General features: G+C 67.3%; 25 protein-coding genes and 1 tRNA gene. 12 read left to right on the plus strand and 14 right to left on the minus strand.

The window, feature by feature from the left end; translation table 11 throughout:
• The first annotated feature begins 49 nt into the window (after positions 1 to 49).
• Positions 50 to 134: transfer RNA gene (locus BUB20358_RS07960), tRNA-Leu, on the plus strand.
• Between the two features lie 164 nt (positions 135 to 298).
• Here the strand turns inward: BUB20358_RS07960 and BUB20358_RS07965 are convergent.
• Positions 299 to 1,201, minus strand: coding sequence for a LysR family transcriptional regulator (locus tag BUB20358_RS07965; protein WP_006763631.1), 903 nt, complete (start codon positions 1,199 to 1,201; stop codon positions 299 to 301).
• 117 nt (positions 1,202 to 1,318) lie between these two features.
• Here BUB20358_RS07965 and BUB20358_RS07970 point away from each other — a divergent pair, with 117 nt between their 5' ends.
• Positions 1,319 to 2,059 carry an SDR family oxidoreductase gene (locus BUB20358_RS07970; RefSeq protein ID WP_006763630.1) on the plus strand — a complete coding sequence of 247 codons (741 nt, stop codon included), beginning with the start codon at positions 1,319 to 1,321 and terminating at the stop codon, positions 2,057 to 2,059.
• A gap of 208 nt (positions 2,060 to 2,267) precedes the next feature.
• Here BUB20358_RS07970 and BUB20358_RS07975 read toward each other — a convergent pair whose 3' ends face one another.
• Complete coding sequence (locus BUB20358_RS07975; RefSeq protein WP_035971867.1) at positions 2,268 to 3,158, minus strand: alpha/beta fold hydrolase; 891 nt, start codon at positions 3,156 to 3,158, stop codon at positions 2,268 to 2,270.
• Positions 3,159 to 3,264: 106 nt separating this feature from the next.
• Here BUB20358_RS07975 and BUB20358_RS07980 point away from each other — a divergent pair, with 106 nt between their 5' ends.
• Positions 3,265 to 4,071, plus strand: coding sequence for a LysR substrate-binding domain-containing protein (locus tag BUB20358_RS07980; RefSeq protein WP_035971866.1), 807 nt, complete (start codon positions 3,265 to 3,267; stop codon positions 4,069 to 4,071).
• A 59-nt stretch (positions 4,072 to 4,130) separates the two neighbouring features.
• Here the strand turns inward: BUB20358_RS07980 and BUB20358_RS07985 are convergent, their stop codons facing one another.
• From BUB20358_RS07985 to copC, 4 genes are all read right to left on the minus strand, one after another.
• A complete protein-coding gene (locus tag BUB20358_RS07985) occupies positions 4,131 to 5,060 on the minus strand; it encodes a LysR family transcriptional regulator (RefSeq protein ID WP_006763627.1) in 930 nt (309 codons plus the stop codon).
• A gap of 215 nt (positions 5,061 to 5,275) precedes the next feature.
• Positions 5,276 to 6,049 (minus strand): SDR family oxidoreductase, encoded by a 774-nt coding sequence (locus BUB20358_RS07990; protein ID WP_006763626.1) that lies wholly within the window; start codon positions 6,047 to 6,049, stop codon positions 5,276 to 5,278.
• A 184-nt stretch (positions 6,050 to 6,233) separates the two neighbouring features.
• Complete coding sequence (locus BUB20358_RS07995) at positions 6,234 to 6,734, minus strand: DinB family protein (protein ID WP_035971865.1); 501 nt, start codon at positions 6,732 to 6,734, stop codon at positions 6,234 to 6,236.
• A 62-nt stretch (positions 6,735 to 6,796) separates the two neighbouring features.
• On the minus strand, positions 6,797 to 7,183 hold the full coding sequence (gene copC, locus BUB20358_RS08000) for a copper homeostasis periplasmic binding protein CopC (protein ID WP_006763624.1): 387 nt from the start codon (positions 7,181 to 7,183) through the stop codon (positions 6,797 to 6,799).
• A 113-nt stretch (positions 7,184 to 7,296) separates the two neighbouring features.
• Here copC and BUB20358_RS08005 point away from each other — a divergent pair, with 113 nt between their 5' ends.
• Positions 7,297 to 8,013, plus strand: a complete 717-nt coding sequence (locus tag BUB20358_RS08005) for a pseudouridine synthase (protein WP_006763623.1) — start codon at positions 7,297 to 7,299, stop codon at positions 8,011 to 8,013.
• 104 nt (positions 8,014 to 8,117) lie between these two features.
• Positions 8,118 to 8,306, plus strand: coding sequence for a hypothetical protein (locus BUB20358_RS08010; protein ID WP_006763622.1), 189 nt, complete (start codon positions 8,118 to 8,120; stop codon positions 8,304 to 8,306).
• Here the strand turns inward: BUB20358_RS08010 and BUB20358_RS08015 are convergent.
• The gene (locus tag BUB20358_RS08015) at positions 8,289 to 9,326 is read right to left on the minus strand and encodes an NAD-dependent epimerase/dehydratase family protein (RefSeq protein ID WP_006763621.1); all 1,038 of its coding nucleotides are present in this window, start codon (positions 9,324 to 9,326) and stop codon (positions 8,289 to 8,291) included. The two genes, BUB20358_RS08010 and BUB20358_RS08015, sit on opposite strands and share 18 nt — an antisense overlap.
• A gap of 106 nt (positions 9,327 to 9,432) precedes the next feature.
• Here BUB20358_RS08015 and BUB20358_RS08020 point away from each other — a divergent pair, with 106 nt between their 5' ends.
• From BUB20358_RS08020 to BUB20358_RS08030, 3 genes are all read left to right on the plus strand, one after another.
• Positions 9,433 to 10,464 carry a CDP-6-deoxy-delta-3,4-glucoseen reductase gene (locus BUB20358_RS08020; RefSeq protein WP_006763620.1) on the plus strand — a complete coding sequence of 344 codons (1,032 nt, stop codon included), beginning with the start codon at positions 9,433 to 9,435 and terminating at the stop codon, positions 10,462 to 10,464.
• A 294-nt stretch (positions 10,465 to 10,758) separates the two neighbouring features.
• Positions 10,759 to 11,943 (plus strand): acetylornithine transaminase, encoded by a 1,185-nt coding sequence (locus BUB20358_RS08025; protein ID WP_035971864.1) that lies wholly within the window; start codon positions 10,759 to 10,761, stop codon positions 11,941 to 11,943.
• Positions 11,944 to 11,955: 12 nt separating this feature from the next.
• Entirely contained in the window at positions 11,956 to 12,411 is a 456-nt protein-coding gene (locus BUB20358_RS08030; RefSeq protein ID WP_006763618.1) for a GNAT family acetyltransferase, read from the plus strand.
• Between the two features lie 207 nt (positions 12,412 to 12,618).
• Here BUB20358_RS08030 and BUB20358_RS08035 read toward each other — a convergent pair whose 3' ends face one another.
• The 7 genes from BUB20358_RS08035 to BUB20358_RS08065 all read right to left on the minus strand — a co-directional run bounded on the left by BUB20358_RS08035 (position 12,619) and on the right by BUB20358_RS08065 (position 18,705).
• Positions 12,619 to 13,335, minus strand: coding sequence for an ABC transporter ATP-binding protein (locus tag BUB20358_RS08035; protein ID WP_006763617.1), 717 nt, complete (start codon positions 13,333 to 13,335; stop codon positions 12,619 to 12,621).
• Positions 13,335 to 14,111, minus strand: coding sequence for an ABC transporter ATP-binding protein (locus BUB20358_RS08040; RefSeq protein WP_006763616.1), 777 nt, complete (start codon positions 14,109 to 14,111; stop codon positions 13,335 to 13,337). Before BUB20358_RS08040 ends, BUB20358_RS08035 begins: the two co-directional genes overlap by 1 nt.
• 23 nt (positions 14,112 to 14,134) lie before the next feature.
• On the minus strand, positions 14,135 to 15,304 hold the full coding sequence (locus tag BUB20358_RS08045; protein WP_006763615.1) for an ABC transporter permease subunit: 1,170 nt from the start codon (positions 15,302 to 15,304) through the stop codon (positions 14,135 to 14,137).
• Between the two features lie 19 nt (positions 15,305 to 15,323).
• A complete protein-coding gene (locus BUB20358_RS08050; protein ID WP_006763614.1) occupies positions 15,324 to 16,274 on the minus strand; it encodes a branched-chain amino acid ABC transporter permease in 951 nt (316 codons plus the stop codon).
• Between the two features lie 211 nt (positions 16,275 to 16,485).
• A complete protein-coding gene (locus BUB20358_RS08055) occupies positions 16,486 to 17,046 on the minus strand; it encodes a hypothetical protein (RefSeq protein WP_045552419.1) in 561 nt (186 codons plus the stop codon).
• A gap of 223 nt (positions 17,047 to 17,269) precedes the next feature.
• Positions 17,270 to 18,247, minus strand: a complete 978-nt coding sequence (gene ispH / locus BUB20358_RS08060) for a 4-hydroxy-3-methylbut-2-enyl diphosphate reductase (RefSeq protein WP_035971860.1) — start codon at positions 18,245 to 18,247, stop codon at positions 17,270 to 17,272.
• A 2-nt stretch (positions 18,248 to 18,249) separates the two neighbouring features.
• Complete coding sequence (locus BUB20358_RS08065; RefSeq protein ID WP_035971858.1) at positions 18,250 to 18,705, minus strand: FKBP-type peptidyl-prolyl cis-trans isomerase; 456 nt, start codon at positions 18,703 to 18,705, stop codon at positions 18,250 to 18,252.
• 135 nt (positions 18,706 to 18,840) lie between these two features.
• On the opposite strand from BUB20358_RS08065, the gene radC reads away from it, so the two are divergent.
• The 4 genes from radC to nadB all read left to right on the plus strand — a co-directional run bounded on the left by radC (position 18,841) and on the right by nadB (position 22,026).
• Positions 18,841 to 19,617 (plus strand): RadC family protein, encoded by a 777-nt coding sequence (gene radC, locus BUB20358_RS08070; protein WP_006763611.1) that lies wholly within the window; start codon positions 18,841 to 18,843, stop codon positions 19,615 to 19,617.
• A gap of 243 nt (positions 19,618 to 19,860) precedes the next feature.
• Complete coding sequence (gene rpmB, locus BUB20358_RS08075; protein ID WP_004186391.1) at positions 19,861 to 20,094, plus strand: 50S ribosomal protein L28; 234 nt, start codon at positions 19,861 to 19,863, stop codon at positions 20,092 to 20,094.
• Between the two features lie 17 nt (positions 20,095 to 20,111).
• The gene (gene rpmG, locus BUB20358_RS08080) at positions 20,112 to 20,279 is read left to right on the plus strand and encodes a 50S ribosomal protein L33 (protein WP_004185395.1); all 168 of its coding nucleotides are present in this window, start codon (positions 20,112 to 20,114) and stop codon (positions 20,277 to 20,279) included.
• Positions 20,280 to 20,439: 160 nt separating this feature from the next.
• Entirely contained in the window at positions 20,440 to 22,026 is a 1,587-nt protein-coding gene (gene nadB, locus BUB20358_RS08085) for an L-aspartate oxidase (RefSeq protein ID WP_174905061.1), read from the plus strand.
• Positions 22,027 to 22,087: the final 61 nt, after the last annotated feature.

The following is a 22,087-nucleotide window of genomic DNA, read 5'->3' on the forward strand; positions in this document are numbered from 1 at the left end:
GCCATAATCCGCGTTTCGCCGCGCACGATTGCATGCGCGGGCCGAACAAGCCCAGGTGGTGAAATTGGTAGACGCAGGGGACTCAAAATCCCCCGCCGCAAGGCGTGCCGGTTCGATTCCGGCCCTGGGCACCAGACATGAAGGCGGCGCCCCCTTCACGTTCATGCGGAACGTCCGCTGAATGAAATACGGCCGCCGCGTCGACGAGCTGCGCATCCCGCTCCGCGACGCATACGCAGCGAGCCCCGTGTCACCCACGACCGGGGCTTTTTCTTTGTCCGCGCGCCCTCTGGCCGCGTCAGTCCATCAGTTCGCGGACGAAATCGAGAAACGCGCGCACCTTCGCCGACACCAGGTTCGACGCGTGGTAATACGCGTATAGCGGAAACGTTTCGTCCGTCCATTCCGGCAGCAGCAGTTTCAGTCGGCCGTCCGCGATGGTGTCCCGCGCATACAGCTCGAGCAGTTGCGCGACGCCCGCGCCGCCCACGCACGCGCCGAGCAGCGAACCCGTATCGTTGACCATCAGCCGGCCGGCCGCGGCGAGCGGCACGACCTCGCCGCCGCGATGAAACGCCCATTCGAACGGCCGCCCCGTCGCCGGGTCGCGCATCAGCACGCAGCAATGGCCGTCCGCGAGCTCGTGCGGGTGCCGCGGTTCGCCGTGGCGCGCGACATACGCCGGCGACGCACACGTCAGCACGCGCGTCTCGAGCAGCAGCCGCGCGCGGTACGACGACGGCTCCGGCACGCCGAAACGCACGGCCACGTCGAAGCCGTCGGCGACGAGATCGCCCATCCGGTCGCGCACGCTGATCTCGACGGACAGATCGGGAAAGCGTTCGAGGAACGCCGCCATCTTCGGCGCGAGCACGTAGTGGCCGAACGTGCCGTCGACGTTGACCCGCAGCTTGCCCCTGACCTTGGCCTTCGCGCGGCCCGCGTCGAGCGCGGCATCCTCGATGCCGGCCAGCAGCGGCGCGACCGCTTCATAGAAGCGCCGCCCTTCGTCGGTCAGCGTGATCGCGCGTGCGGTCCGGTTGAAGATCCGGATGCCGATGCGCTCCTCGAGCCGTGCAACCGCGCGGCTGACCGCCGGCTGCGTCAAGCCCAGCGCCTCGCCCGCGCGCGCGAACGTGCCGGCCTCGATCACGGCAGACAGCACGCCGATTCCGCTCAGAAGTCTGCTGTCGAATCCCATGAGACATACTTTCAGTCATTCTTGATCTGAGCATTATTCATTATTTTTATCGATCGCGGACGCCTACAGTACTCCTGTCGCCGGCACGAACGGCATTTCACGAACAAGGAGCAGCAGATGAACGCATCGGAACAGAAGGTCGCCCTCGTCACGGGCTCGTCGCGCGGAATCGGCGCGGAAATCGCCCGCCGGCTCGCCGCCGACGGATTCGACGTCGTCGTCAATTACGCGGGCAACGGGGACGCCGCGCGCGACGTGGTCGACGCGATCGTCGCCGTCGGCGGCCGCGCGGTCGCGGTGCAGGCGGACGTGGCGGATCCGGCCGCGGTGGCCGCGATGTTCGACACGGCGGCGCAGACGTTCGGCGGCATCGACGTGGTCGTCAACAGCGCGGGCGTGATGAAGCTCGCGCCGATCGCCGAGTTCGACGACGCGATGTTCGACGAGACGATCGCAATCAACCTGAAGGGCACGTTCAACGTGTGCCGCGAAGCGGCGACGCGTGTGCGCGACGGCGGCCGCATCGTCAACCTGTCGACGAGCGTGATCGGCACGCGGATGCCAACCTACGGCGTGTACGTCGCGAGCAAGGCGGCCGTCGAAAGCCTCACGCAAGTGCTCGCGCAGGAGATGCGCGGGCGCGGCATCCGCGTGAACGCCGTCGCGCCGGGACCGGTCGCGACCGAGCTGTTCCTGCGCGGCAAGACGCCGGAGCTGATCGACCGGCTCGCGAAGCTGAATCCGCTCGAGCGGCTCGGCCAGCCCGACGACATCGCGGCGGTCGTGGCGTTCCTCGCGGGGCCCGACGGCGCATGGATCAACGGCCAGATCCTGCGTGCGAACGGCGGCATGTGCTGACGCACGCGAACCGGTGAAGCGGTCGCGCGGCCGGCTCGGTCACATCCGGCCGCGCGCGGCGACAGCCGATATCCGGGGCGCGTGCCGTTCGCTCGAATCGGCTGCGACGATCGGCTGGCGCCGCTCGGCAGCGTCCGACGCGCGGCACCGCGCGCACGTCTGTACGTCTGCACATCCGCACGTCGGCACATCCACACATCGACGCAAATCACCCGCGCTCGCAAAACGCGATCACCGCATCGGCGACCGCCGCCGGCGCCTCGCGCTGCGGAAAGTGCCCGACGCCGTCGAGCACCTGCCGCTCGTAGCGTCCGGCGAAGAAGCGCTCGCGGCCGGCCGAACTGTCCGGGTGGTTGCACGCGTCCGCGCCGCCGTGCAGCACGAGCGTCGGCACCGACAGGACCGGCGCCGGATTCAGCCGCGCGTCGTCGTCCGCATAAGCCGGCGCCCCGGGCGCGAATCCCCAGCGATGCCGGTACGAGTGCAGCACGACGTCGATCCAGTCGGGCCCGTCGAACGCGGCGGCGGCCGCATCGAAGTCGGCGTCGCGATACCAGCCGGGCGGCGACCATGTCTCCCACATCAGGCGCGCGAACGCGCGGCGATCGTCGCGCAGCGCCTGCTCGCCGCGCGGCGTCGCCATGAACCAGTGATACCAGTAGTTGCGCGCCTGCTGGAGCGACAGCGGCTGGCGCGGATCGTTGGTGCCGTATCCGACCGACAGCATCACCAGATGCGACGCGGCGCCGTCGCGCAGCCCGCACGCATTGGCGGCCGCACGCGCGCCCCAGTCGTGCCCGACCAGCACCGGCCGCTCGACGCCGAGCGCATCGACGAACTCGAGCAGGTCGCGGCCCAGCGCCGCGAGCTGGCCGCTGCGCGGCACCGACGCGTCGCGAAACCGGGTCGGCGCAAAGCCGCGCAGCGCGGGCGCAAGCACGCGGTAGCCGTGCGCGGCCAGCGCATCGGCGACCGGCGTCCAGCCGACCGCGCTGTCCGGCCAGCCGTGCAGCAGCACGGCCACGCGCTCGCCGCGCGGGTTCCATTCGAGATAGGCGATATCGAGCGATGCAGTGAGCGCATGCGCATAAGCGGTCATCGTGTCCTCCGTTGGGTCGATCCGATCGCTCGATGGTAGGCCGCCGTCTCATCACGATTCGCGGAGTATCATCACACATTCATCAAATATTGCGTTGAATTGTCCGATGGACCCGCTGACCGATCCCGCGTCGACGTCGCTCGACATCGCGCTGCTGCGCACCTTCCTCGAAGTGGTCGACAGCCGCGGCTTCGCGCCGGCGGCCGAACGGCTCGCGCTGACGCCGGCCGGCGACACGCTGTACGCGTACGCGCGCAACATCGTCGACATGGAGCGCGAAGTGCGCGCGCGGCTGCGCGGCGCGCCGGCGCACGGGCGGCTGCGCGTCGGCGCGTCGGAGGATTTCGCCGGCGCGTGGCTGCCGCACGTGTTGCGCACGTTTCGCGATCACCATCCGTACGCGTCGATCGAGCTGAAGGTCGGAATCACCGCGTCGCTGCTGCGCGAGCAGACGCTCGGCCGCCTCGACGTCGTGTTCGGCAAGCAATGCAGGCACGTCGATGCGGCCGGCGAGCTGCTGTGGGAAGAGCCGCTCGTGTGGGCGTTCGCGGCGGACGTGTCGCTCAATCACGGGCGCGAAGTGCCGCTCGCGCTGTTTCCCGAACCGTGCGTCTATCGCGAAGCCGCGGTGTCGGCGCTCGCCGCGTCGCTGCGGCCGTTTCGCGTGCTGTTCGAGAGTGCGAGCATGGCCGGCTGCGTGTCGGCCGCGCTCGCGGGCTTCGCGGTCACGGCACTCGCGCGCAGCCAGCTGCGCGACGGGCTGCGCGCGTGCGGGCCAGAGGACGGGCTGCCCGCGTTGCCGGCCGCGCGGTTTTACGCGTTCGCGGCGAAGCCGGGCGGCACCGCGGCCGCACTGATCGACGCGGTGCGGGAAACCGGGCGAAGCACGCAGTTCGCTGCCGTGCCGGGCTGACATGGCGCCGCGGTCCGAACAGGCCGCGCATGTTCGCGCCGTTCGGGAGCGTCGGCCGTTCAGCCTCGCTCGGCGTCGGGAGCCGTCTGCGTCAACGCATCGGCCATCAGCTCGCCGAACCATTCGACGAACGCGTTGAGCCGCCGCGACCGGTGCCGGCGGTGCGGATACACGGCCGATACGTCCATCGGCGCCGCGCGATAACGCGGCATCACCTCGACGAGCGCGCCGCTGTCGAGCAAGTGCGCGACGTCGAAGCGCGGAATCTGGATCAGCCCCATTCCGGCGATGCAGCTCGCGATATAGGTTTCGGCGTTGTTGACGATCACGCGGCTCGGCAGCGGCAGCGCGTGCCGCGCGCCGTCCACGCAGTATTCCCAGTCGAGCGCGCGTCCGGTGGTCGGCGACGCATAGCCGATCGCCCGATGTCCGTTCGCGAGCGCGTCCGGATGCTCGGGCACGCCGCATTCGCGCAGGTAATCGGGGCTCGCGCAGTTGATCAGCTCGAAGTGCCCGAGCGGCCGAACGACGAGGCTGCTGTCCGCGAGACGCCCGACGCGGATCGCGCAGTCGACGCCTTCCTGCACGAGATCGATCGAGCGGTCGGTCGAGCCGAGCGCCAATTGCAGCTTCGGATAGCGGCGAAACAGCGCGGGCAGCGCAGGCGCGATCACACGGCGCGCGATCCGGCTCGGCACGTCGACGTTCAGCCGCCCGACCACGTCGCGACCGCGACGCCGGAACAGGCGGTCGAGCTCGTCGGCTTCCGCGAGCAGGCGCCGGCCGCGCTCGACGAGCAACGTGCCGTCCGCGGTCAGCTGGACCTGCCGTGTCGTGCGGTGCAGCAGCCGCGTGCCGAGCCCCGTCTCGAGTTGCTGAACGGCGGCGGACACGGTCGCGCGCGGCACGTCCAGCGCGTGCGCGGCCTTGATGAAGCTGCCCATTTCGGCAACCTGAAGGAAGATTCTGACCTGATCCAGCTTGTCCATCGGCGGGAAACGTAGGGGGACGAACGCGCGCCGGCGGCGCGGCAACGCCGGCGGCACCGACACGAAGCGGGCGCGCGGCTTCGTGCCGGCGCTCCCGCCCATTGTCCACGCAAACGATCCATTGCGGCGCGTTAGCCGCCGCAGCGCCCGTCGCTTCGTCGTCCGGCCGCTGCGTCGTCGCTCGCCGATCGCCGATCGCCGAGCGCCGAGCGCCGCTACTTCGTCGTGTAGCCGCCGTTGATCAGGATCGTCTGGCCGGTGATCCACCAGCCGTCCGTCACCAGATGACGAATGAATGGCACGACGTCCTCGATGTCGGTGAGCCCCGTCTTGCTGAACGGCGACAGCGCAGCCGCGGTCTTGTGATACGCGACCGCATCGGCGCCTTCGGCCGGATAGAAGAACGGCGTGTCCATCGGGCCCGGCCCGACCGCCGTCACCGAAATCCCGCGCGCGCCGTATTCCTTCGCAGCCGCGCGCGTGAAGTGCTCGACCGGCGCCTTCGATCCCTCGTATGCCGCGTAGAACGGCGTGAACGCGCCGAGCAGCGACGTGACGAGCGTGACCAGCTTGCCGTGATCCTCGAGGTGACGCCCCGCTTCCTTGACGAAGAAGAACGCGGACTTGCTGTTGACCGCGAACATCTCGTCGTATTCCGCTTCGGTGATCTCGGTGAACGGCTTCTTCAGCACCTTGCCGACGGTGTTGATCGCGATGTCGATCTTGCCGAAGCGCCGCTTCGTGTCGTCGAACAGCTTCTCGACCGCCGCAGCCGTCGTCAGGTCGCCCTGGAACGTCTCAGCGTCCGCGCCGGCGGCGCGCACCGCGGCCGCGGTCTCTTCGGCCTGCGCGCGCGTCGACGCGCTGTTGTAGTGGATCGCCACCGCCTTCGCGCCGTGGCCGGCCAGATCGCGGGCGAGCAGTCCGCCGAGGTTTTTCGCGCCGCCGGCGATCAGCACGACCTTGTCTGCGAGCGTGTGAGTGGCCATCGTGGACTCCTTTTTCTCGTTGAACGAAGTTCGGAGTGTAGGCACGCGCAGCGCGCCGGTCAGCCACGTGCGGCTGGATGGATTATCCAGAAAAGCGCGCCAATCCGGCGCGCCGAAGTGCGGCTTGCCGCACCGACGAGCGCGCCGGAATTCGCCGGTGACGATGCGCGCCGCGCCGGCTGCGTCAGCGCGCGTGCAGATGCGAGTCGATCTTGCCGAGCAGCCACTGCATGCCGGCCAGATGCTGCTGATCGTGGCTGCACAGATAGTGGACGAGGCCGCGCACCGTCAGCGCGCCGTAGCCTTCGAACTCGCCGGTGCGCGCGAACTGCTCGGGCGTCGTGCGGGCGAGCAGTTCGACCGTCTCGCGCCGCGCTTCGCGGATCGCGGCGAGCACGTCGGACGCGTGGGCCGCATCGTAGCGGCGCTCGATCGCGAGCGCATCGCCGTCGATCGACACGAGCAGCGGATGATCCTCTTCGAGCATCCGCCGCAGCCGCACGTGGTAGCCATCGATTTCGATGTCGCGTACGTGGCACAGCTGGCCGAGCGGCGAGAAATGCTCGCTCGGCATCCCGGTCCAGTCGTCGGGCGTCCAGCGCGCGTAGCCGTCCGGAACGGCGGCGAAGTGCGCTTCGAGCTGGCGGGGAAAATCGGCGAGTGCGTCGAGCGTCGTGCGATTCATGGGAACACTCCGTGTCGGTCGAGCGGCGGCATGCGCGGGACCGCGTGCCGCCGCCGTGGCGGTCACTTCACGCTGAAGCGGTAGACGCCTTGCGTGCGATGTCCATCGGTCGCGACGGCGACCCATTTCACCGTATAGGCGCCGGCACCGACGGCCGTCAGCGGCACCGTCATCCGTTTGCGGTTCGCGTCGTCGACGCGCGCGCGGCCTTCCGATACCGTGCGGCCGGCGCCGTCGGCGACGACGATCGAGCTGAACGCCGGCTCGAGCGGCTCGGTGAAATCGATCGTGACGGCGGCCGGTGCGGCGCTCAATGTCGCGTTGGCGGCCGGATCGCTGGTCGCGACATGCGCGTGCGCGAATGCCGCGGACGAAATCGTCGCGGCGAGCACCGCGGCGGCCGCGCGGCGGCCGAGCCTGAAAGCGAGCGGGAACGAATCGAAATGCATGGGGTTTCCGTAACGAGTGGACGAACGCCGCGCGCCGCGCAGCGCCTCGCAGCTTACCAGCGCCCGCACGTTCGTGCCGACGCGCGGACGCCGCTTGATAGAATGCGCGCGCTATGGATCTCGAAAGCATTCTCTACACGCAGGGCTTCGGCTCGCGCCGCCAGTGCCGCGGCCTGATCGAAGCGGGCCGCGTCGCCGTCGGCGGCGCGACTGCGACCGACCCGGACACCGCATTCGACACCGACGGCCTCGTCTTCACGGTCGACGGCACCGCATGGCCGTTCCACGCGCGCGCGTATCTCACGCTGAACAAGCCGGCCGGCTACGAATGCTCGCGCGATCCGCAGCATCATGCGAGCGTGTTCAGCCTGCTGCCCGCGCCGCTCGTCGCGCGCGGCGTGCAATGCGTCGGCCGCCTCGATCAGGACACGACGGGCCTGCTGCTGCTGTCCGACGACGGCCAGTTCGTCCACGCGTACACGTCGCCGAAGCGCAAGGTGCCGAAGACCTACGTCGCGACCGTGCGTCACCCGCTCAGCGATACGCAGCTGCATACGCTGCGCACCGGCGTGCAGCTGCACGGCGAGCCGAAACCGATCGCCGCCGTGGCCGCCGATGCGCGCGACGCGCACACGCTCGTGCTGACCGTCGTCGAAGGCAAATACCACCAGGTGAAGCGGATGGTCGCGGCGGTCAGCAACCGCGTCGACGCGCTGCACCGCGAAAGCATCGGCGGACTGACGTTGCCGGACAACCTCGCGCCGGGCACGTGGCGCTGGCTCGACGAAGCGGAGCTCGCCGCGCTGCGCAATCCCGTCAAAACCCTGTAAGGGAAAATCCGCACGGTCGTTCGGCGCTCGCACGCGTCGCGGCCGCAAGTTCCCCCGCTATACTGAAATCACAAGTTGTACGAGCGGCATGCAGGGGGGACATCATGAACATCAATCATTCTTTCGAACTGTCGTCCGTGATGATCGCGTTCGCGATCGTCGGCGCCGTCGCGATCGGCACGCTGCTGACCGCGATGCATCTGAAGCGCAAATACCACCCGAACCTGATCGGCGCACTCATCGGCGCGCTGCTCTGTTTCCTGCTGATCGAGGCGCTACCGGCGCTGACGTGACGCGCCGCCCGGCGCGAGCGTTTGAAGGAAATCGTCTACGGTCGGATAGCGCAACGTCACGCACAATTCGTCCTTCAGCCGGGCGTTGGACAGACGCCGCGACTCGCGCATGAACGACAGCAGCGTCGGCTCGAGCTGGCGTTCGGCGTCCGCGCGGCTCACGCGCGGCGGCGTCGGCAACCCGAACGCGTGCGCGACGCGATCGAAATACTCTCCCATCCGCAGTTCGCTGTCGTCCGACGCGTGCACGACGCGCGCCGGCCTGCCGCGCTGCGCGACGCGGCGCAGAATCGCCGCGAGGTCGTCCGCGTGGATGTGATTCGTATAGACGTCGTCGGCTGCGTCGAGCGCGGGCGTGCCGCGTTCGAGCCGCGCGAGCGGTAGCCGGTTCTCCGCATAGATGCCGGGGATACGCACGATACGGGCCGACAGCACGCCGCGAGCGGTGGCCGCGCGCAGCTGGCGCTCCGCCGACACGCGCCGGAACGCCCGCGGATTCGCGGGCTGCAGCGGATGTGTCTCGTCGATGCGCGCGCCGCCGCAATCGCCGTAAACGCCGGTCGTGCTCGCGTAGACCAGCGTCGGCGCGCGAAGACCGTCGGGTACAATACGCGCTGCCCGAACGGGCGCGCTGCCGCGCTGCGCAACGGCACGCACCGTTCGGAACCGGCCGGGTCGCAGCGTCGACGGCGCTGCCGGCCGCCGCGCGGGCACGGTCAATGCGGCGATCAGCGCGCGCGTGCGGCGATCGTCCTGGCCGTCCGGCTGGGGCGGCGCGAGATGCAGGATCGTGCGCGCCAGACCCGCGATGCGGCGCAGCGTCGCGGGCCGGTCGAGGTCGCCGACGATCGGCGTCACGCCCGCGGCGCGTAGCGCGTCGCGGCGGGCCGGATGGCTCGTCAGCGCGACGATCCGCAGGTTGCGCGGCGCGGCGCGCCATTGCGCGACGCAGCGCAGCCCGACGTCGCCGCAGCCGACGATCAATGCGCGCGGCCGGCGCAGGATTCGTGTCGCGATCATGTTGGTTGCGAAATCAGTAGCCGTCGTTGCGCGGCGCGCAACGGGTTTGCATTGTAGCTGCCGTGCACGATCCGCACGGTCCCCACATTTTGTTCTAGTTGGTTCTATGGCATTCAACGTCACTCTCAAGCAAAGCGGCCGGCAATTCCAGGTCGAGTCGGACGAAACCGTGCTGGCGGCTGCGCTGCGCCAGAACGTCCATCTGCCGTACGGCTGCAAGAACGGCGCGTGCGGCTCCTGCAAGGGCCAGATCGTGTCGGGCCAGATCGAACAGGGCCCGCACGCCGCGTCGGCGCTGTCCAACGACGAGCGCACGCGTGGGCTCGCGCTGCTGTGCTGCTCGAAGGCGCAGTGCGATCTCGAGATCGACGTGCGCGAGATCGCCGGCGTCGACGGCGTGCAGGTCAAGAAGCTGCCGTGCCGGATCGCGGCGCTCGAGCGCCGCGCCGACGACGTGATGGTCGTGAAGCTGCAGTTGCCGGCGAACGAGCGCCTGCAGTATCTGGCGGGCCAGTACATCGAATTCATCCTGAAGGACGGCTCGCGCCGCAGCTACTCGATGGCGAATGCGCCGCACGAAGAAGGGCCGATCGAGCTGCACATCCGCCACATGCCGGGCGGCAAGTTCACCGATCACGTGTTCGGCGCGATGAAGGAGCGCGACATCCTGCGCTTCGAAGGTCCGCTCGGCACGTTCTTCCTGCGCGAGGATTCCGACAAGCCGATCGTGCTGCTCGCATCGGGCACCGGCTTCGCGCCGATCAAGGCGATCATCGAGCACGTGAAGCATACGGGCATCACGCGTCCGATGACGCTCTACTGGGGCGCGCGCCGCAAGAAGGACCTGTACCTCGACGAGCTGGCCGAGCAGTGGGCGCGCGAAATTCCGAACTTCAAGTACGTGCCGGTGCTGTCCGAGCCGGACGATGCGGATCAGTGGAGCGGGCGCACCGGCTTCGTCCATCGCGCGGTGATCGAGGATCTGGCCGATCTGTCCGGCTACCAGGTCTATGCGTGCGGTGCACCGGTGATGGTCGAGTCCGCGCAGCGCGATTTCACGCAGCACCACGGCCTGCCGGCCGACGAGTTCTACGCGGACTCGTTCACGAGCGCAGCCGATCTCGCGCATCCGGTCTGATTGCAGGCGCCGCCCGCGCCGTCGCCGTGCGCCGCCGCATGTCATATCGATGGCATCGCGGCGGTTTACAGTCGGGCGCGGGATGCCTTATGCTTGCGCACATGAACCGCTTCCTGTCCGCTCTCCGACGTCGCCGCTCGCCGCTCCGCCCGGATGCCGCCGGCTCGTCACGGACTCGCGCGTAACCCTCCCCGCCTCACCGGTTACGCACAAGCTGTTCGATCCACCAGCCACGGCATTCCGTGGCTTTTTTATTGCCCGTTTCCCTTTCAACGTCCGCCGGAGTCTGCTGCCATGCCCCTGAACGATTACCCGATCGACTCGCTGATGTACATCACGAACCGCCCCGACATCGTGTTTACGCACGGCAAGGGTTCGTGGCTCTACGATCACACGGGCAAGCGCTATCTGGACTTCATCCAGGGTTGGGCCGTCAACAGCCTCGGTCACTGCAACGACGGCGTCGTCGAAGCGCTGAAGAAGCAGGCCGACACGCTGCTGAACCCGTCGCCGGCGTTCTACAACGAGCCGATGGCGAAGCTTGCGGGCCTGCTCACGCAGCACAGCGTGTTCGACAAGGTGTTCTTCACGAACAGCGGCGCCGAAGCGAACGAAGGCGCGATCAAGCTCGCGCGCAAGTGGGGCCGCAAGTTCAGGAACGGCGCATACGAGATCATCACGTTCGACCACAGCTTCCACGGCCGCACGCTCGCGACGATGTCGGCGAGCGGCAAGGCCGGCTGGGACACGCTGTACGCGCCGCAGGTGCCCGGCTTCCCGAAGGCCGAGCTGAACGACATCAACTCGGTCGAGAAGCTGATCACCGACAAGACCGTCGCGGTGATGCTCGAGCCGATCCAGGGCGAAGGCGGCGTGATCCCGGCCACGCGCGAGTTCATGCGCGAGCTGCGCGCGCTGACGAAACAGCACAACCTGCTGCTGATCGTCGATGAAGTCCAGAGCGGCTGCGGCCGTGCGGGCACGCTGTTCGCCTACGAGCTGTCCGGCGTCGAGCCCGACATCATGACGCTCGGCAAGGGCATCGGCAGCGGCGTGCCGCTCGCGGCGCTGCTGTCGAAGGCCGACGTCGCGGTGTTCGAGGCCGGCGATCAGGGCGGCACGTACAACGGCAATCCGCTGATGACGGCGGCCGGCTATGCGGTGATCTCGCAGCTCGTCGCGCCGGGCTTCCTCGAAGGCGTGCGTGCGCGCGGCGAATACCTGAAGCGCAAGCTGCTCGAGCTGTCGGAAGAGCGCGGCTTCGAAGGCGAGCGCGGCGAAGGCCTGCTGCGCGCGCTGCTGCTCGGCAAGGACATCGGCCCGCAAATCGTCGAGAAGGCGCGCGACATGCAGCCCGACGGCCTGCTGCTGAACGCCGCGCGGCCGAACCTGCTGCGCTTCATGCCGGCGCTGAACGTGACGACCGACGAGATCGATCAGATGATGGCGATGCTGCGCTCGATTCTCGACACGCTGTAACGAGGACGACCGATGGATGCCGCCGCAACCGACGTCGCGATCCGACCGTTCGAACGCGCCGACACCGACGCGGTGCTCGCCGTGTGGCGCGACGCGTTTCCGCACTATGACGAGCCCGGCGCGCCGCCGCATCGCGACCCGCTGCGATCGATCGAGCTGAAGCTCGCGACGCAGCCGGAGCTGTTCTTCGTCGCGGTGTGCGGCGCACGGGTGGTCGGCACGCTGATGGCGGGCTTCGACGGCCATCGCGGCTGGCTCTATTCGTTCGGCGTCGCGAACGGCGCGCGGCGGCTCGGCATCGGTCGCGCGCTGATCGCGCACGCGGAACGCGCGCTCGCGGCACGCGGCTGCCTGAAGGTCAATCTGCAGGTGCTGCCCGGCAACGACGACGCGTGCCGCTTTTACGCGGCGCTTGGGTATCGCGTCGAAGAGCGCATCTCGTTCGGCAAGACGCTGTCGGCTGCATGACGCGACGCGGCGCGTTGCGCCGGCCGGCGTCGGTGCGTGATCGGCGGCCGCATCGGCGTACCGCGTCGCTGCATGCCGATGCACGCACGAAGTGCGACGCGAGCGAGCGCCCACAACAAGAAAAAGGGCCGTCACGGCATCCCGTGACGGCCCTTCGAACGCGTCGCGCCGCGCGTACAGCTCACCGCATCGCGACGCGCGCTTCGCTCATTCGCCGAGATACGCGGCGCGCACCTTCGGATCGTCGAGCATCTGCTTCGCGTCGCCTTCCATCGTGACCGTGCCCGAATCCATCACGTAGCCGCGATCGGCCGCCTGCAGCGCGAGGCGTGCGTTCTGTTCGACGAGCAGCACCGTGATGCCCTCCTTCGAGATCTCGCGCACCACTTCGAAGATCTTTTCAACCATGATCGGCGACAGGCCCATCGACGGCTCGTCGAGCAACAGCAGCTTCGGCTTGGACAGGATCGCACGCGCCATCGCGAGCATCTGCTGCTCGCCTCCCGACAGCGTGCCCGCGAGCTGCGACGCACGCTCCTTCAGCCGCGGGAAGAAGCCGAACATCCGGTCGACGTCCTTCTTGATCTGCTCCTTGTCGTTGCGCAGATACGCGCCCATCTGCATGTTCTCGACGATCGACATCCGCGCGAAGATCCCGCGGCCTTCCGGCACCATCGCGAGGCCGCGCTTGAGCAGCTCGTGCGGCGGCACGCCCTTGATCGACTTGCCGTCGTATTCGATGTCGCCGGCCGAATACGGCTTCAGGCCGGTGATCGCCTTCATCGTCGTGGTCTTGCCCGCGCCGTTCGCCCCGATCAGCGTCACGAGCTCGCCCTGACGGACTTCCATGTCAACGCCCTTGACGGCCTGAATGCCGCCGTAGTTGACCTGCAAGCCCTTGATTTTCAACATTGCCGCTGCCATCAGTGCACCCCTGCGCCGAGATATGCCTCAATCACCTTCGGATTCTTCTGCACGTCCTGCGGCAGACCCTCGGCGATCACCTTGCCGTAATCGAGCACCGTCATCCGGTTGCACAGCCCCATCACGAGCTTCACGTCGTGCTCGATCAGCAGGATCGTGCGGCCGTCGGAGCGGATCTTGTCGAGCAGGCGCGTGAGTTCGACCTTCTCGGTCGCGTTCATCCCGGCTGCCGGCTCGTCGAGCGCGAGCAGCTTCGGGTCCGTCGCGAGCGCCCGCGCGATTTCGAGGCGCCGCTGATGGCCGTACGACAGGTTGCGCGCGGTGTAGTCCGCATACTGCAGCACGCCGACGTATTCGAGCAGCTCGATCGCGCGCTCCTTGATCTCGCGCTCTTCCTGACGCTCGGCCGGCGTCTGGAACACCGCGCCGAGCAACCCGTGCTTGGTGCGCACGTGGCGGCCGACCATCACGTTCTCGAGCGCGGTCATCCCGCCGAACAGCCGGATGTTCTGGAACGTGCGTGCGATGCCTGCCTTCGCGACCTGATGCACGGCCGTCGGCGTGTAGTGCTCGCCGTCCAGCTTGAACTCGCCGGAGTCCGGCGTGTAGAGGCCGGTGATCACGTTGAAGAACGTGGTCTTGCCCGCGCCGTTCGGGCCGATCAGCCCGTAGATCTCGCCTTCGCGGATCTGCAGCCCGACGTCGGACAGTGCCTGCAGCCCGCCGAAGCGCTTGTTCACGCCCTGCACGGACAGACGGATTTGCTTGTCGCTCATGTGTGGATCCCCTTGTCCGTTGATTACGCGCGCACCGGCTTCTTGCTGTTGCGCTTCGCCAGTTTCGCGATCTTGTCCTCATGCTTCGGCGCGGGCCACAGGCCTTCCGAGCGGTACAGCATGATGATGACCATCGCGAGGCCGTACAGCGCCTGACGGATCACTTCGGTATCGACGACGTCGTGGCCGAACAGCGCGTGCTGCAGCGGGCTCATCGTCGAACGCAGGAATTCGGGGAACACGGCGAGCAGCACCGCGCCGAGGATCACGCCCGGGATGTGCCCCATCCCGCCGAGCACGACGCACGCGAGCACGACGATCGACTCCCAGAACGTGAACGACTCGGGCGACACGAAGCCCTGGAACGCGCCGAACATCGCCCCCGACAGGCCGCCGAACGACGCGCCCATCGCGAACGCGAGCAGCTTCACGTTGCGCGTGTTGATGCCCATCGCCTTCGCGGCGATCTCGTCTTCGCGGATCGCGGCCCATGCGCGGCCGATGCGCGAGTGCTGCAGGCGCGTACAGACCCAGATCACCAGCAGCGCGCACAGCACGAACAGGTAGTAGTACATGTACACCGACGGCAGCTGGAAGCCGAACAGCGTATGCGTCTGCGACAGGTTGAAGCCGCCGACGTGCACCGGATCGATGCCCGTGATCCCCTTCGGGCCGTTCGTGATGTTCACCGGACGGTCGAGGTTGTTCATGAAGATCCGGACGATTTCACCGAAGCCGAGCGTGACGATCGCGAGGTAGTCGCCGCGCAGGCGCAGCGTCGGCGCGCCGAGCAGGATCCCGAAGGTCGCGGCGAGCGCCATCGCGATCGGCACGATGATCAGGAACGGCACGTGCAGCCCGTTCGGCGCGAGCGCCGCGATCCACTCGAACTGCGAGGTCAGGTGCGGCGAGCTCAGCAGCGCCGCCGTATACGCGCCCACCGCGTAGAACGCGATGTAGCCGAGGTCGAGCAGGCCGGCGAAGCCGACCACGACGTTCAGCCCCAGCGCGAGCATCACGTACAGCATCGCGAAGTCGAGCACGCGAACCCAGTAGTTGCCGCCGGCCGCGCCGATCACCAGCGGTGCGGCGATCACGAAGGCCGCGGTCAGGATGCCGATGGTGACGGTCTTCGCGGTGTTGCGCTCTTCGACGAGCGTCGTCGACGATTCGATCGGTTGAATGGATGTCATGTTGTTTGCTCCCCTTCCGTTACGCGCGGTCCGCGACACGTTCGCCGAGCAGGCCCGACGGACGGAACACCAGCACGATGATCAGCACGATGAATGCGAACACGTCCTGGTAGTTGCTGCCGAACACGCCGCCGGTGAGGTTGCCGATGTAGCCGGCACCCAGCTGCTCGATCAGGCCGAGCAGCACGCCGCCGACCATCGCGCCGCCGAGGTTGCCGATCCCGCCGAGCACCGCGGCGGTGAACGCCTTCATGCCGGGGATGAAGCCCATGTAGAAGTGCACGTTGCCGTATTCGGACGCGATCATCACGCCGGCCAGCGCGGCGAGCGCGGAGCCGATCATGAACGTCGCGGAGATCACGAAGTTCGGGTTCACGCCCATCAGGCTCGCGGTGTTCGGGCTTTCGGCGATCGCGCGCATCGCGCGGCCGAGCTTCGTCTTGTGCACGAGCAGCAGCAGGCCCGCCATCACGATGAACGCGACCGCGATGATCACGATTTCGGTCACCGAGATCACGGCGCCCGGCGTCGTGTCGGTCGCCTTGATCACGTTGATCGGATCGGTCGGCAGCAGTTGCGGGAACGGCAGCGGATTGCGCGACCAGATGATCATCGCGGCGGTCTGCAGCAGGATCGACACGCCGATCGCGGTGATCAGCGGCGCGAGACGCGGCGCGCGGCGCAGCGGCCGATACGCGACGCGCTCGATCGTGAAGCCGACGAACGCGCAGACGATCGCGGCGATGCCGAGACCGATCGTCAGCGTCGCGACGTTGCCGAGTTCGGGGAAATGGTTCTGCAGCACGGTGATGGCCGACAGCGCGACCATCGCGCCGATCATCAGCACGTCGCCGTGCGCGAAGTTGATGATGCCGAGAATGCCGTACACCATCGTGTAGCCCAACGCGATGATGGCGTACACACTGCCGAGCACCAGCCCGTTGAGGATCTGCTGGATGAAAATATCCATTTAAAGCTCCTTGGCCCGTGCTGCCGGAGGACGTTGCGCCCCGCGGGTAAGCGAGGAATCGCGCCATCTCGGCGACACTGCGGGTACTAGTCGATACCGGTAAGGGTGAGTCGTCCCGGCGCGCGCCGCCCGGCCTGTACGGCCGGACCTGCTGCCGGAGCGGATACAAAAACGGCACCGCACTGTTCCGGTGCCGTCGCGAGTCCTGTCGCTAAATCGTCACGACGTCGAGGACGGTGTGGTTGGCCTCCTTGAAGTCGTAAGCCAGCGTGCCGAAATGGCCGTCGCCCGCGCCGGAATCCGTCGCGCGAATCGGGCCGCGCGCCGCGACGCAATCGGCCGCGGCGACACGCTGTTTCGTCGAGTCGAAATGAAGAGGGACCGGCACCCGTCGCGCGGCTGCCGCGCCGCGATCGCCCGCTTCGCGTCGGACATTGCCGCCGGCGAACGATGCACGCCGTGCGGGATGCGCACCGATCGTCAGGCCATGCGCGTAGATTTCGTCGATCGCCAAACCTGCCCCGTTTCCCTTGTCGTTTCCCAGCTGCGCGATGCGGCGCGTCGATGGCGCCGCATGCCCGGTTCCGGCGACGCGCACGTCGCTGGCCGGCGTTGTCGCGAGCGCCGCGGCCCCGCCGCCCGCCCTGCCGTCGCTCTTTTTGCTACGACCGGCAGTCATTGCAACCGGTGCGGCGACGGACACGGCGTAAGCCAACTTCACATGCATCGAATAGGTCTCCTGCGCCTTGCCAAAATCCGGTTTCAAAGCCATTCCGGCCTGAAAACGGGCGCATTGTAACTCCATTTGGAACGCGCCAATATTCCTGATTCGATGGGGTTTTCCTGCATTGCAACCAATTTTGAGAAACGGGCAGGAATATGCGGAGCAACCCGGTTGCACCGTGATTGTGAATATCGGTTGCGATTGCGTTTTCGTCGCACAAAAAAAGCGCGCCGTCAGGCGCGCTTTGGTGCTCCGCGGTGCGACGCCGCAATCAGGCGGCAGGCAGGTTCAAGCCACGCGGCAGCGGAAACGACACGTTTTCCTCGATGCCTTCGAGTGCGCGGACGTTGCGCACGCCCAGTTCGCGCAGCCGCGCGATCACGGCCTGCGCGAGCACTTCGGGCGCCGATGCGCCGGCCGTCACGCCGATGCGGCGCTTGCCGGCCACCCATGCCGGATCGATCTGGTCCGGCGCGTCGACCATGTACGCGGCCACGCCGCGCTTCTCGGCCACTTCGCGCAGGCGGCTCGAGTTCGAGCTGTTCGGGCTGCCGACGACGATCACGACATCGCACTGCGGCGCCATGAACTTCACCGCGTCCTGACGGTTCTGCGTCGCGTAGCAGATGTCCTGCTTCTTCGGTTCGCGGATCTTCGGATACTTCGCCTTCAGCGCGGCGATGATCTCGGCCGCGTCGTCGACCGACAGCGTCGTCTGCGTGACGAGCGCGATCCGTTCGGGATCGGCGAGCTCGAGCTTCTGCACGTCCTCGACGCTTTCGACCAGATGCATCCCGCGCTCGACCTGGCCCATCGTGCCTTCGACTTCCGGGTGGCCCTTGTGGCCGATCATCACGATGTCGACGCCGTCCTGGCGCATCTTTGCGACTTCGACGTGCACCTTCGTGACGAGCGGGCACGTCGCGTCGTAGATGCGCAGCCCGCGCACCGCGGCTTCGTCGCGCACGGCCTTCGACACGCCGTGCGCACTGAAGATCACGGTGTTGCCGGACGGCACTTCCTCGAGCTCTTCGACGAAGATCGCGCCCTTCTTCTTCAGATCCTCGACCACGTACTTGTTGTGGACGATCTCGTGGCGGACGTAGATCGGCGCACCGTGCATCGCAATCGCGCGCTCGACGATCTCGATCGCGCGATCGACGCCCGCGCAGAAACCGCGCGGCTGCGCGAGCAGGATTTCGGCGTCGGCGGCAACCGTCTGTCCGGACAGCGTATCGGTGGTGCTCATGATTACAGGATTCCGATGATTTTCACTTCGAACGTGAGCGCTTGGCCCGCGAGCGGATGATTGAAGTCGAACAGCGCCGAGGTTTCGCCGACTTCCTTCAGCACCCCTGCATAGCGGCCGCCGTCCGGCGCGTTGAACTCGATCAGCTCGCCCGGCGTGAAGTCGTCGCCGACCATCCCGTTCTCGCGCAGCGTCGACAGCGTCACGCGCTGCAGCATGTCGGGATTGCGGGGACCGAACCCTTGCTCGGGCGTTAGCTGAAAAGTCGAATGGTCGCCGACCTTCAGCCCCAGCAGAATCTGTTCCAGCGAGGGCGCCAGTTGCCCGGCGCCGAGCAGCAGCGTGGCGGGCTTGTCGGAGAAGGTGTTGACGATGTCGGCGCCGTCGGCCAGTGCAAGCCGGTAATGCAGCGTGACATGGGAACCGGGCTTCACTTCGGATAGATCGATGAGGCTCATGAATTACTCGTTCAGTCGGCGCCCGAACGGCCGAAAGGCCCAGCGCAAAGCCAATATTGTAAGTCACATGAGCGTGCAAGGCTGAAAGTGCGACGACGTCGCGCAGAGGGCCGGCCGCCGATGGAGTTTCGGATCATGCTGTCACCCTGCCTCGTCTTTCCGCCGCCCGAATGCCGCGACACGCCCGATGCGCGCGAAAATCCGCCGCCGCGCCCCGCCGTCACGCCGACGCGCCGGCGCCGCCCGCGCAACTGGCGCTCCGATCTGCCGCGCGAACGGCTGCTGGAGCGCGGGCCGGGCGCGCTGACCGACGCGGAGCTGGTCGCGCTGCTGCTCGGCACCGGCTCGCGCGGGCAGGACGTATTCGTCAGTGCGCGCGCACTGCTCGACCGCTTCGGCGGCTCGCTGCGCGGCATGCTCGACGCGGCGCCCGCGGAGTTCGAAACCCATCCCGGCATCGGCGCCGCGCGGGCGGCGCTGCTGATCGCGGTGACGGAACTGGCGCGCCGTGCGCTGGCGGAAGAGGTCGACGAGCGTCTGCGGATCGGTTCGCCGGGCGCGGTCGAAGACTTCCTGAGGCTGAAGATCGGCACGCGCGAGCACGAAGTATTCGTCACGCTTTATCTGGATGCACGTCACGGCGTGATCGACGTCGAGGAAAGCGCGCGCGGCTCGCTGACGCGCATGGCCGTCTATCCGCGCGAGATCGTGCGTCGCGCGCTCGCGCTGAACGCCGCCGCGCTGATCGTCGCGCACAATCATCCTTCCGGCGCGGTTCAGCCGAGCGCCGAAGACCGCCGGCTCACGCGCGTGCTGCGCGAAGCGCTCGCGCTCGTCGACGTGCGGCTGCTCGATCACGTCGTGGTCGGCACGGCGGAAACGTTCTCGTTTGCACGCGCCGGCTGGCTGTAGACTGTGGCCCGCCGCGATGGGCGCACCGCCCCGTATAACGACGCAGCGAAATTGGGTTTGATTTTCCTGAGATTTTTCTGCTAGAATCGTCGTCTGTCTTTTTTCCAACCAGTTCTAGCCATCGAAGGGCCTTGTCTGTCAAAGGGCTTGGGCGTTCGGAGTGCAGCTATGGATCACGTGGCTGCGCGATGAGAACCTTCACCGGCGATCGAACCCCGAATTTAGCGTATTAGGAGTGCTCTCATGGCACGCGTATGCCAAGTAACTGGGAAAGCGCCGATGAGCGGCAACAACGTTTCCCACGCGAACAACAAGACCAAGCGCCGCTTCCTGCCGAACCTGCAAAACCGCCGGTTCTGGGTGGAAAGCGAAAACCGTTGGGTGCGCCTGCGCGTTTCGAACGCCGGCCTGCGCCTGATCGACAAGAACGGCATCGATTCCGTGCTCGCTGACCTGCGTGCACGCGGCGAAGCCTAAGCCCAAGGAGCACAATCATGGCAAAAGGCGCACGCGACAAGATCAAGCTCGAGTCGACCGCTGGCACGGGCCACTTCTACACGACCACGAAGAACAAGCGCAACATGCCGGAAAAGATGGAGATCATGAAGTTCGATCCCGTCGCCCGCAAGCATGTGGCGTACAAAGAAACCAAGATCAAGTAATCTCCGGTTTCAGCGAGCCTGACGACAAGCGAAGAGCCCCGCACATGCGGGGCTCTTTGTTTTGCGCGCACGGCTCGGGCGCGACGCGGTATGCTCTCCCCTTTCCGCGGCCTCGGCTGCCGGAACGCACGATCAAAAAGCGTAACGATGGAGATGCAGCATGAAATTCGACGTGGCGATCGTCGGCAGCGGCCTGGCAGGCCTGTCGGTCGCGCTCAATCTGGCCAGCACGCGACGTGTCGCGCTGATCGCGAAACGTTCGATGATGGAGGGCGCGAGCGATAACGCGCAAGGCGGGATCGCCGCCGTCCTCGATTCCGCGGACAGCATCGAGAACCACGTCGACGACACGCTGGTCGCCGGCGGCGGGCTATGCGACGAAGGCGCGACGCGCTACATCGTCGAACACGGCCGCGAGGCGATCGAGTGGCTGATCTCGCAGGGCGTGCCGTTCACGAAGGACGACGCAGCCGAACTCGGCTTCCATCTGACGCGCGAAGGCGGCCACAGCCACCGGCGGATCATTCATGCGGCGGACGCGACCGGTCACGCGGTGCTCGCCACGCTGTCGGAGCGCGCGCGCCAGCATCCGAATATCACGTTCTTCGAAAACCACCACGCGATCGACCTGATCACGTCGGAGCGGCTCGGCCTTCCCGGCCGCCGCTGCCATGGACTGTATGCGCTCGACGTCGACAACGACCGCACGATCACGATCGAAGCGCCGCACACGGTGCTCGCGACCGGCGGCGCGGGCAAGGTGTACCTGTACACGACGAACCCGGACACCGCGACCGGCGACGGCATCGCGATGGCATGGCGCGCGGGCTGCCGCGTCGCGAACATGGAGTTCATCCAGTTCCATCCGACCTGCCTGTTCCATCCGTATGCGAAATCGTTTCTGATCTCGGAAGCCGTACGCGGCGAAGGCGGGCTGCTCAAGCTGCCCGACGGCACGCGCTTCATGCCCGCGCACGACCCGCGCGCAGAACTCGCACCGCGCGACATCGTCGCGCGCGCGATCGACTTCGAGATCAAGAAGCGCGGGATCGACTGCGTGTATCTCGACATCAGCCACCAGCCCGAAGCGTTCCTGCGCGAACACTTTCCGACGATTCACGCACGCTGCCTCGAGTTCGGCATCGACATCGCGAAGCAGCCGATCCCCGTCGTGCCGGCCGCGCATTACACGTGCGGCGGCGTCGTCACCGATCTCGCCGGACGTACCGATCTGGCCGGCCTGTATGCAGTCGGCGAAACGTCTTACACGGGGCTGCACGGCGCGAACCGGCTCGCAAGCAACTCGCTGCGCGAATGTCTGGTGATCGGCCGCGCGACCGCCGGCGCAATCGAAGCGGCCGGCTTCGATGCGGACATGCCGGGCACGCTTCCCGCATGGGACGAAAGTCGCGTGTCGGACGCGGACGAGGAAGTCGTCGTCGCCCACAACTGGGACGAACTGCGCCGCCTGATGTGGAACTACGTCGGCATCGTGCGCACCGACAAGCGGCTCGAGCGCGCGAAGCATCGGCTGTCGCTGCTGCGCGACGAGATCCACGAGTACTACGCGAACTTCCGCGTGACGCGCGACCTGCTCGAACTGCGCAATCTCGTCGACGTCGCGACGTTGATCGTGAAAAGCGCATACTCGCGCCGCGAAAGCCGCGGGCTCCACTACAGCCGCGACTGGCCGCACACGCTGCCGAAGGCGCTGCCGAGCGTGCTGACGCCGCGCGCACGTCGCTGATCGACAACGGCGCGTTGCAACGCTGCGCGCCCCGTCAAGCGAAAAAAGCCGTTGGCGGTTG

The sequence above is a fragment of the Burkholderia dolosa genome, from assembly GCF_902499135.1.
In the GTDB taxonomy this organism is placed as follows: Bacteria; Pseudomonadota; Gammaproteobacteria; order Burkholderiales; family Burkholderiaceae; genus Burkholderia; species Burkholderia dolosa.

Coding starts and splice junctions, on each gene's coding strand:
- BUB20358_RS07965 (WP_006763631.1), bottom strand. CDS start 1,201: ATGGGATTCGACAGCAGACTTCTGAGCGGAATCGGCGTGCTGTCTGCC.
- BUB20358_RS07970 (WP_006763630.1), top strand. CDS start 1,319: ATGAACGCATCGGAACAGAAGGTCGCCCTCGTCACGGGCTCGTCGCGC.
- BUB20358_RS07975 (WP_035971867.1), bottom strand. CDS start 3,158: ATGACCGCTTATGCGCATGCGCTCACTGCATCGCTCGATATCGCCTAT.
- BUB20358_RS07980 (WP_035971866.1), top strand. CDS start 3,265: ATGGACCCGCTGACCGATCCCGCGTCGACGTCGCTCGACATCGCGCTG.
- BUB20358_RS07985 (WP_006763627.1), bottom strand. CDS start 5,060: ATGGACAAGCTGGATCAGGTCAGAATCTTCCTTCAGGTTGCCGAAATG.
- BUB20358_RS07990 (WP_006763626.1), bottom strand. CDS start 6,049: ATGGCCACTCACACGCTCGCAGACAAGGTCGTGCTGATCGCCGGCGGC.
- BUB20358_RS07995 (WP_035971865.1), bottom strand. CDS start 6,734: ATGAATCGCACGACGCTCGACGCACTCGCCGATTTTCCCCGCCAGCTC.
- copC (WP_006763624.1), bottom strand. CDS start 7,183: ATGCATTTCGATTCGTTCCCGCTCGCTTTCAGGCTCGGCCGCCGCGCG.
- BUB20358_RS08005 (WP_006763623.1), top strand. CDS start 7,297: ATGGATCTCGAAAGCATTCTCTACACGCAGGGCTTCGGCTCGCGCCGC.
- BUB20358_RS08010 (WP_006763622.1), top strand. CDS start 8,118: ATGAACATCAATCATTCTTTCGAACTGTCGTCCGTGATGATCGCGTTC.
- BUB20358_RS08015 (WP_006763621.1), bottom strand. CDS start 9,326: ATGATCGCGACACGAATCCTGCGCCGGCCGCGCGCATTGATCGTCGGC.
- BUB20358_RS08020 (WP_006763620.1), top strand. CDS start 9,433: ATGGCATTCAACGTCACTCTCAAGCAAAGCGGCCGGCAATTCCAGGTC.
- BUB20358_RS08025 (WP_035971864.1), top strand. CDS start 10,759: ATGCCCCTGAACGATTACCCGATCGACTCGCTGATGTACATCACGAAC.
- BUB20358_RS08030 (WP_006763618.1), top strand. CDS start 11,956: ATGGATGCCGCCGCAACCGACGTCGCGATCCGACCGTTCGAACGCGCC.
- BUB20358_RS08035 (WP_006763617.1), bottom strand. CDS start 13,335: ATGGCAGCGGCAATGTTGAAAATCAAGGGCTTGCAGGTCAACTACGGC.
- BUB20358_RS08040 (WP_006763616.1), bottom strand. CDS start 14,111: ATGAGCGACAAGCAAATCCGTCTGTCCGTGCAGGGCGTGAACAAGCGC.
- BUB20358_RS08045 (WP_006763615.1), bottom strand. CDS start 15,304: ATGACATCCATTCAACCGATCGAATCGTCGACGACGCTCGTCGAAGAG.
- BUB20358_RS08050 (WP_006763614.1), bottom strand. CDS start 16,274: ATGGATATTTTCATCCAGCAGATCCTCAACGGGCTGGTGCTCGGCAGT.
- BUB20358_RS08055 (WP_045552419.1), bottom strand. CDS start 17,046: ATGGCTTTGAAACCGGATTTTGGCAAGGCGCAGGAGACCTATTCGATG.
- ispH (WP_035971860.1), bottom strand. CDS start 18,247: ATGAGCACCACCGATACGCTGTCCGGACAGACGGTTGCCGCCGACGCC.
- BUB20358_RS08065 (WP_035971858.1), bottom strand. CDS start 18,705: ATGAGCCTCATCGATCTATCCGAAGTGAAGCCCGGTTCCCATGTCACG.
- radC (WP_006763611.1), top strand. CDS start 18,841: ATGCTGTCACCCTGCCTCGTCTTTCCGCCGCCCGAATGCCGCGACACG.
- rpmB (WP_004186391.1), top strand. CDS start 19,861: ATGGCACGCGTATGCCAAGTAACTGGGAAAGCGCCGATGAGCGGCAAC.
- rpmG (WP_004185395.1), top strand. CDS start 20,112: ATGGCAAAAGGCGCACGCGACAAGATCAAGCTCGAGTCGACCGCTGGC.
- nadB (WP_174905061.1), top strand. CDS start 20,440: ATGAAATTCGACGTGGCGATCGTCGGCAGCGGCCTGGCAGGCCTGTCG.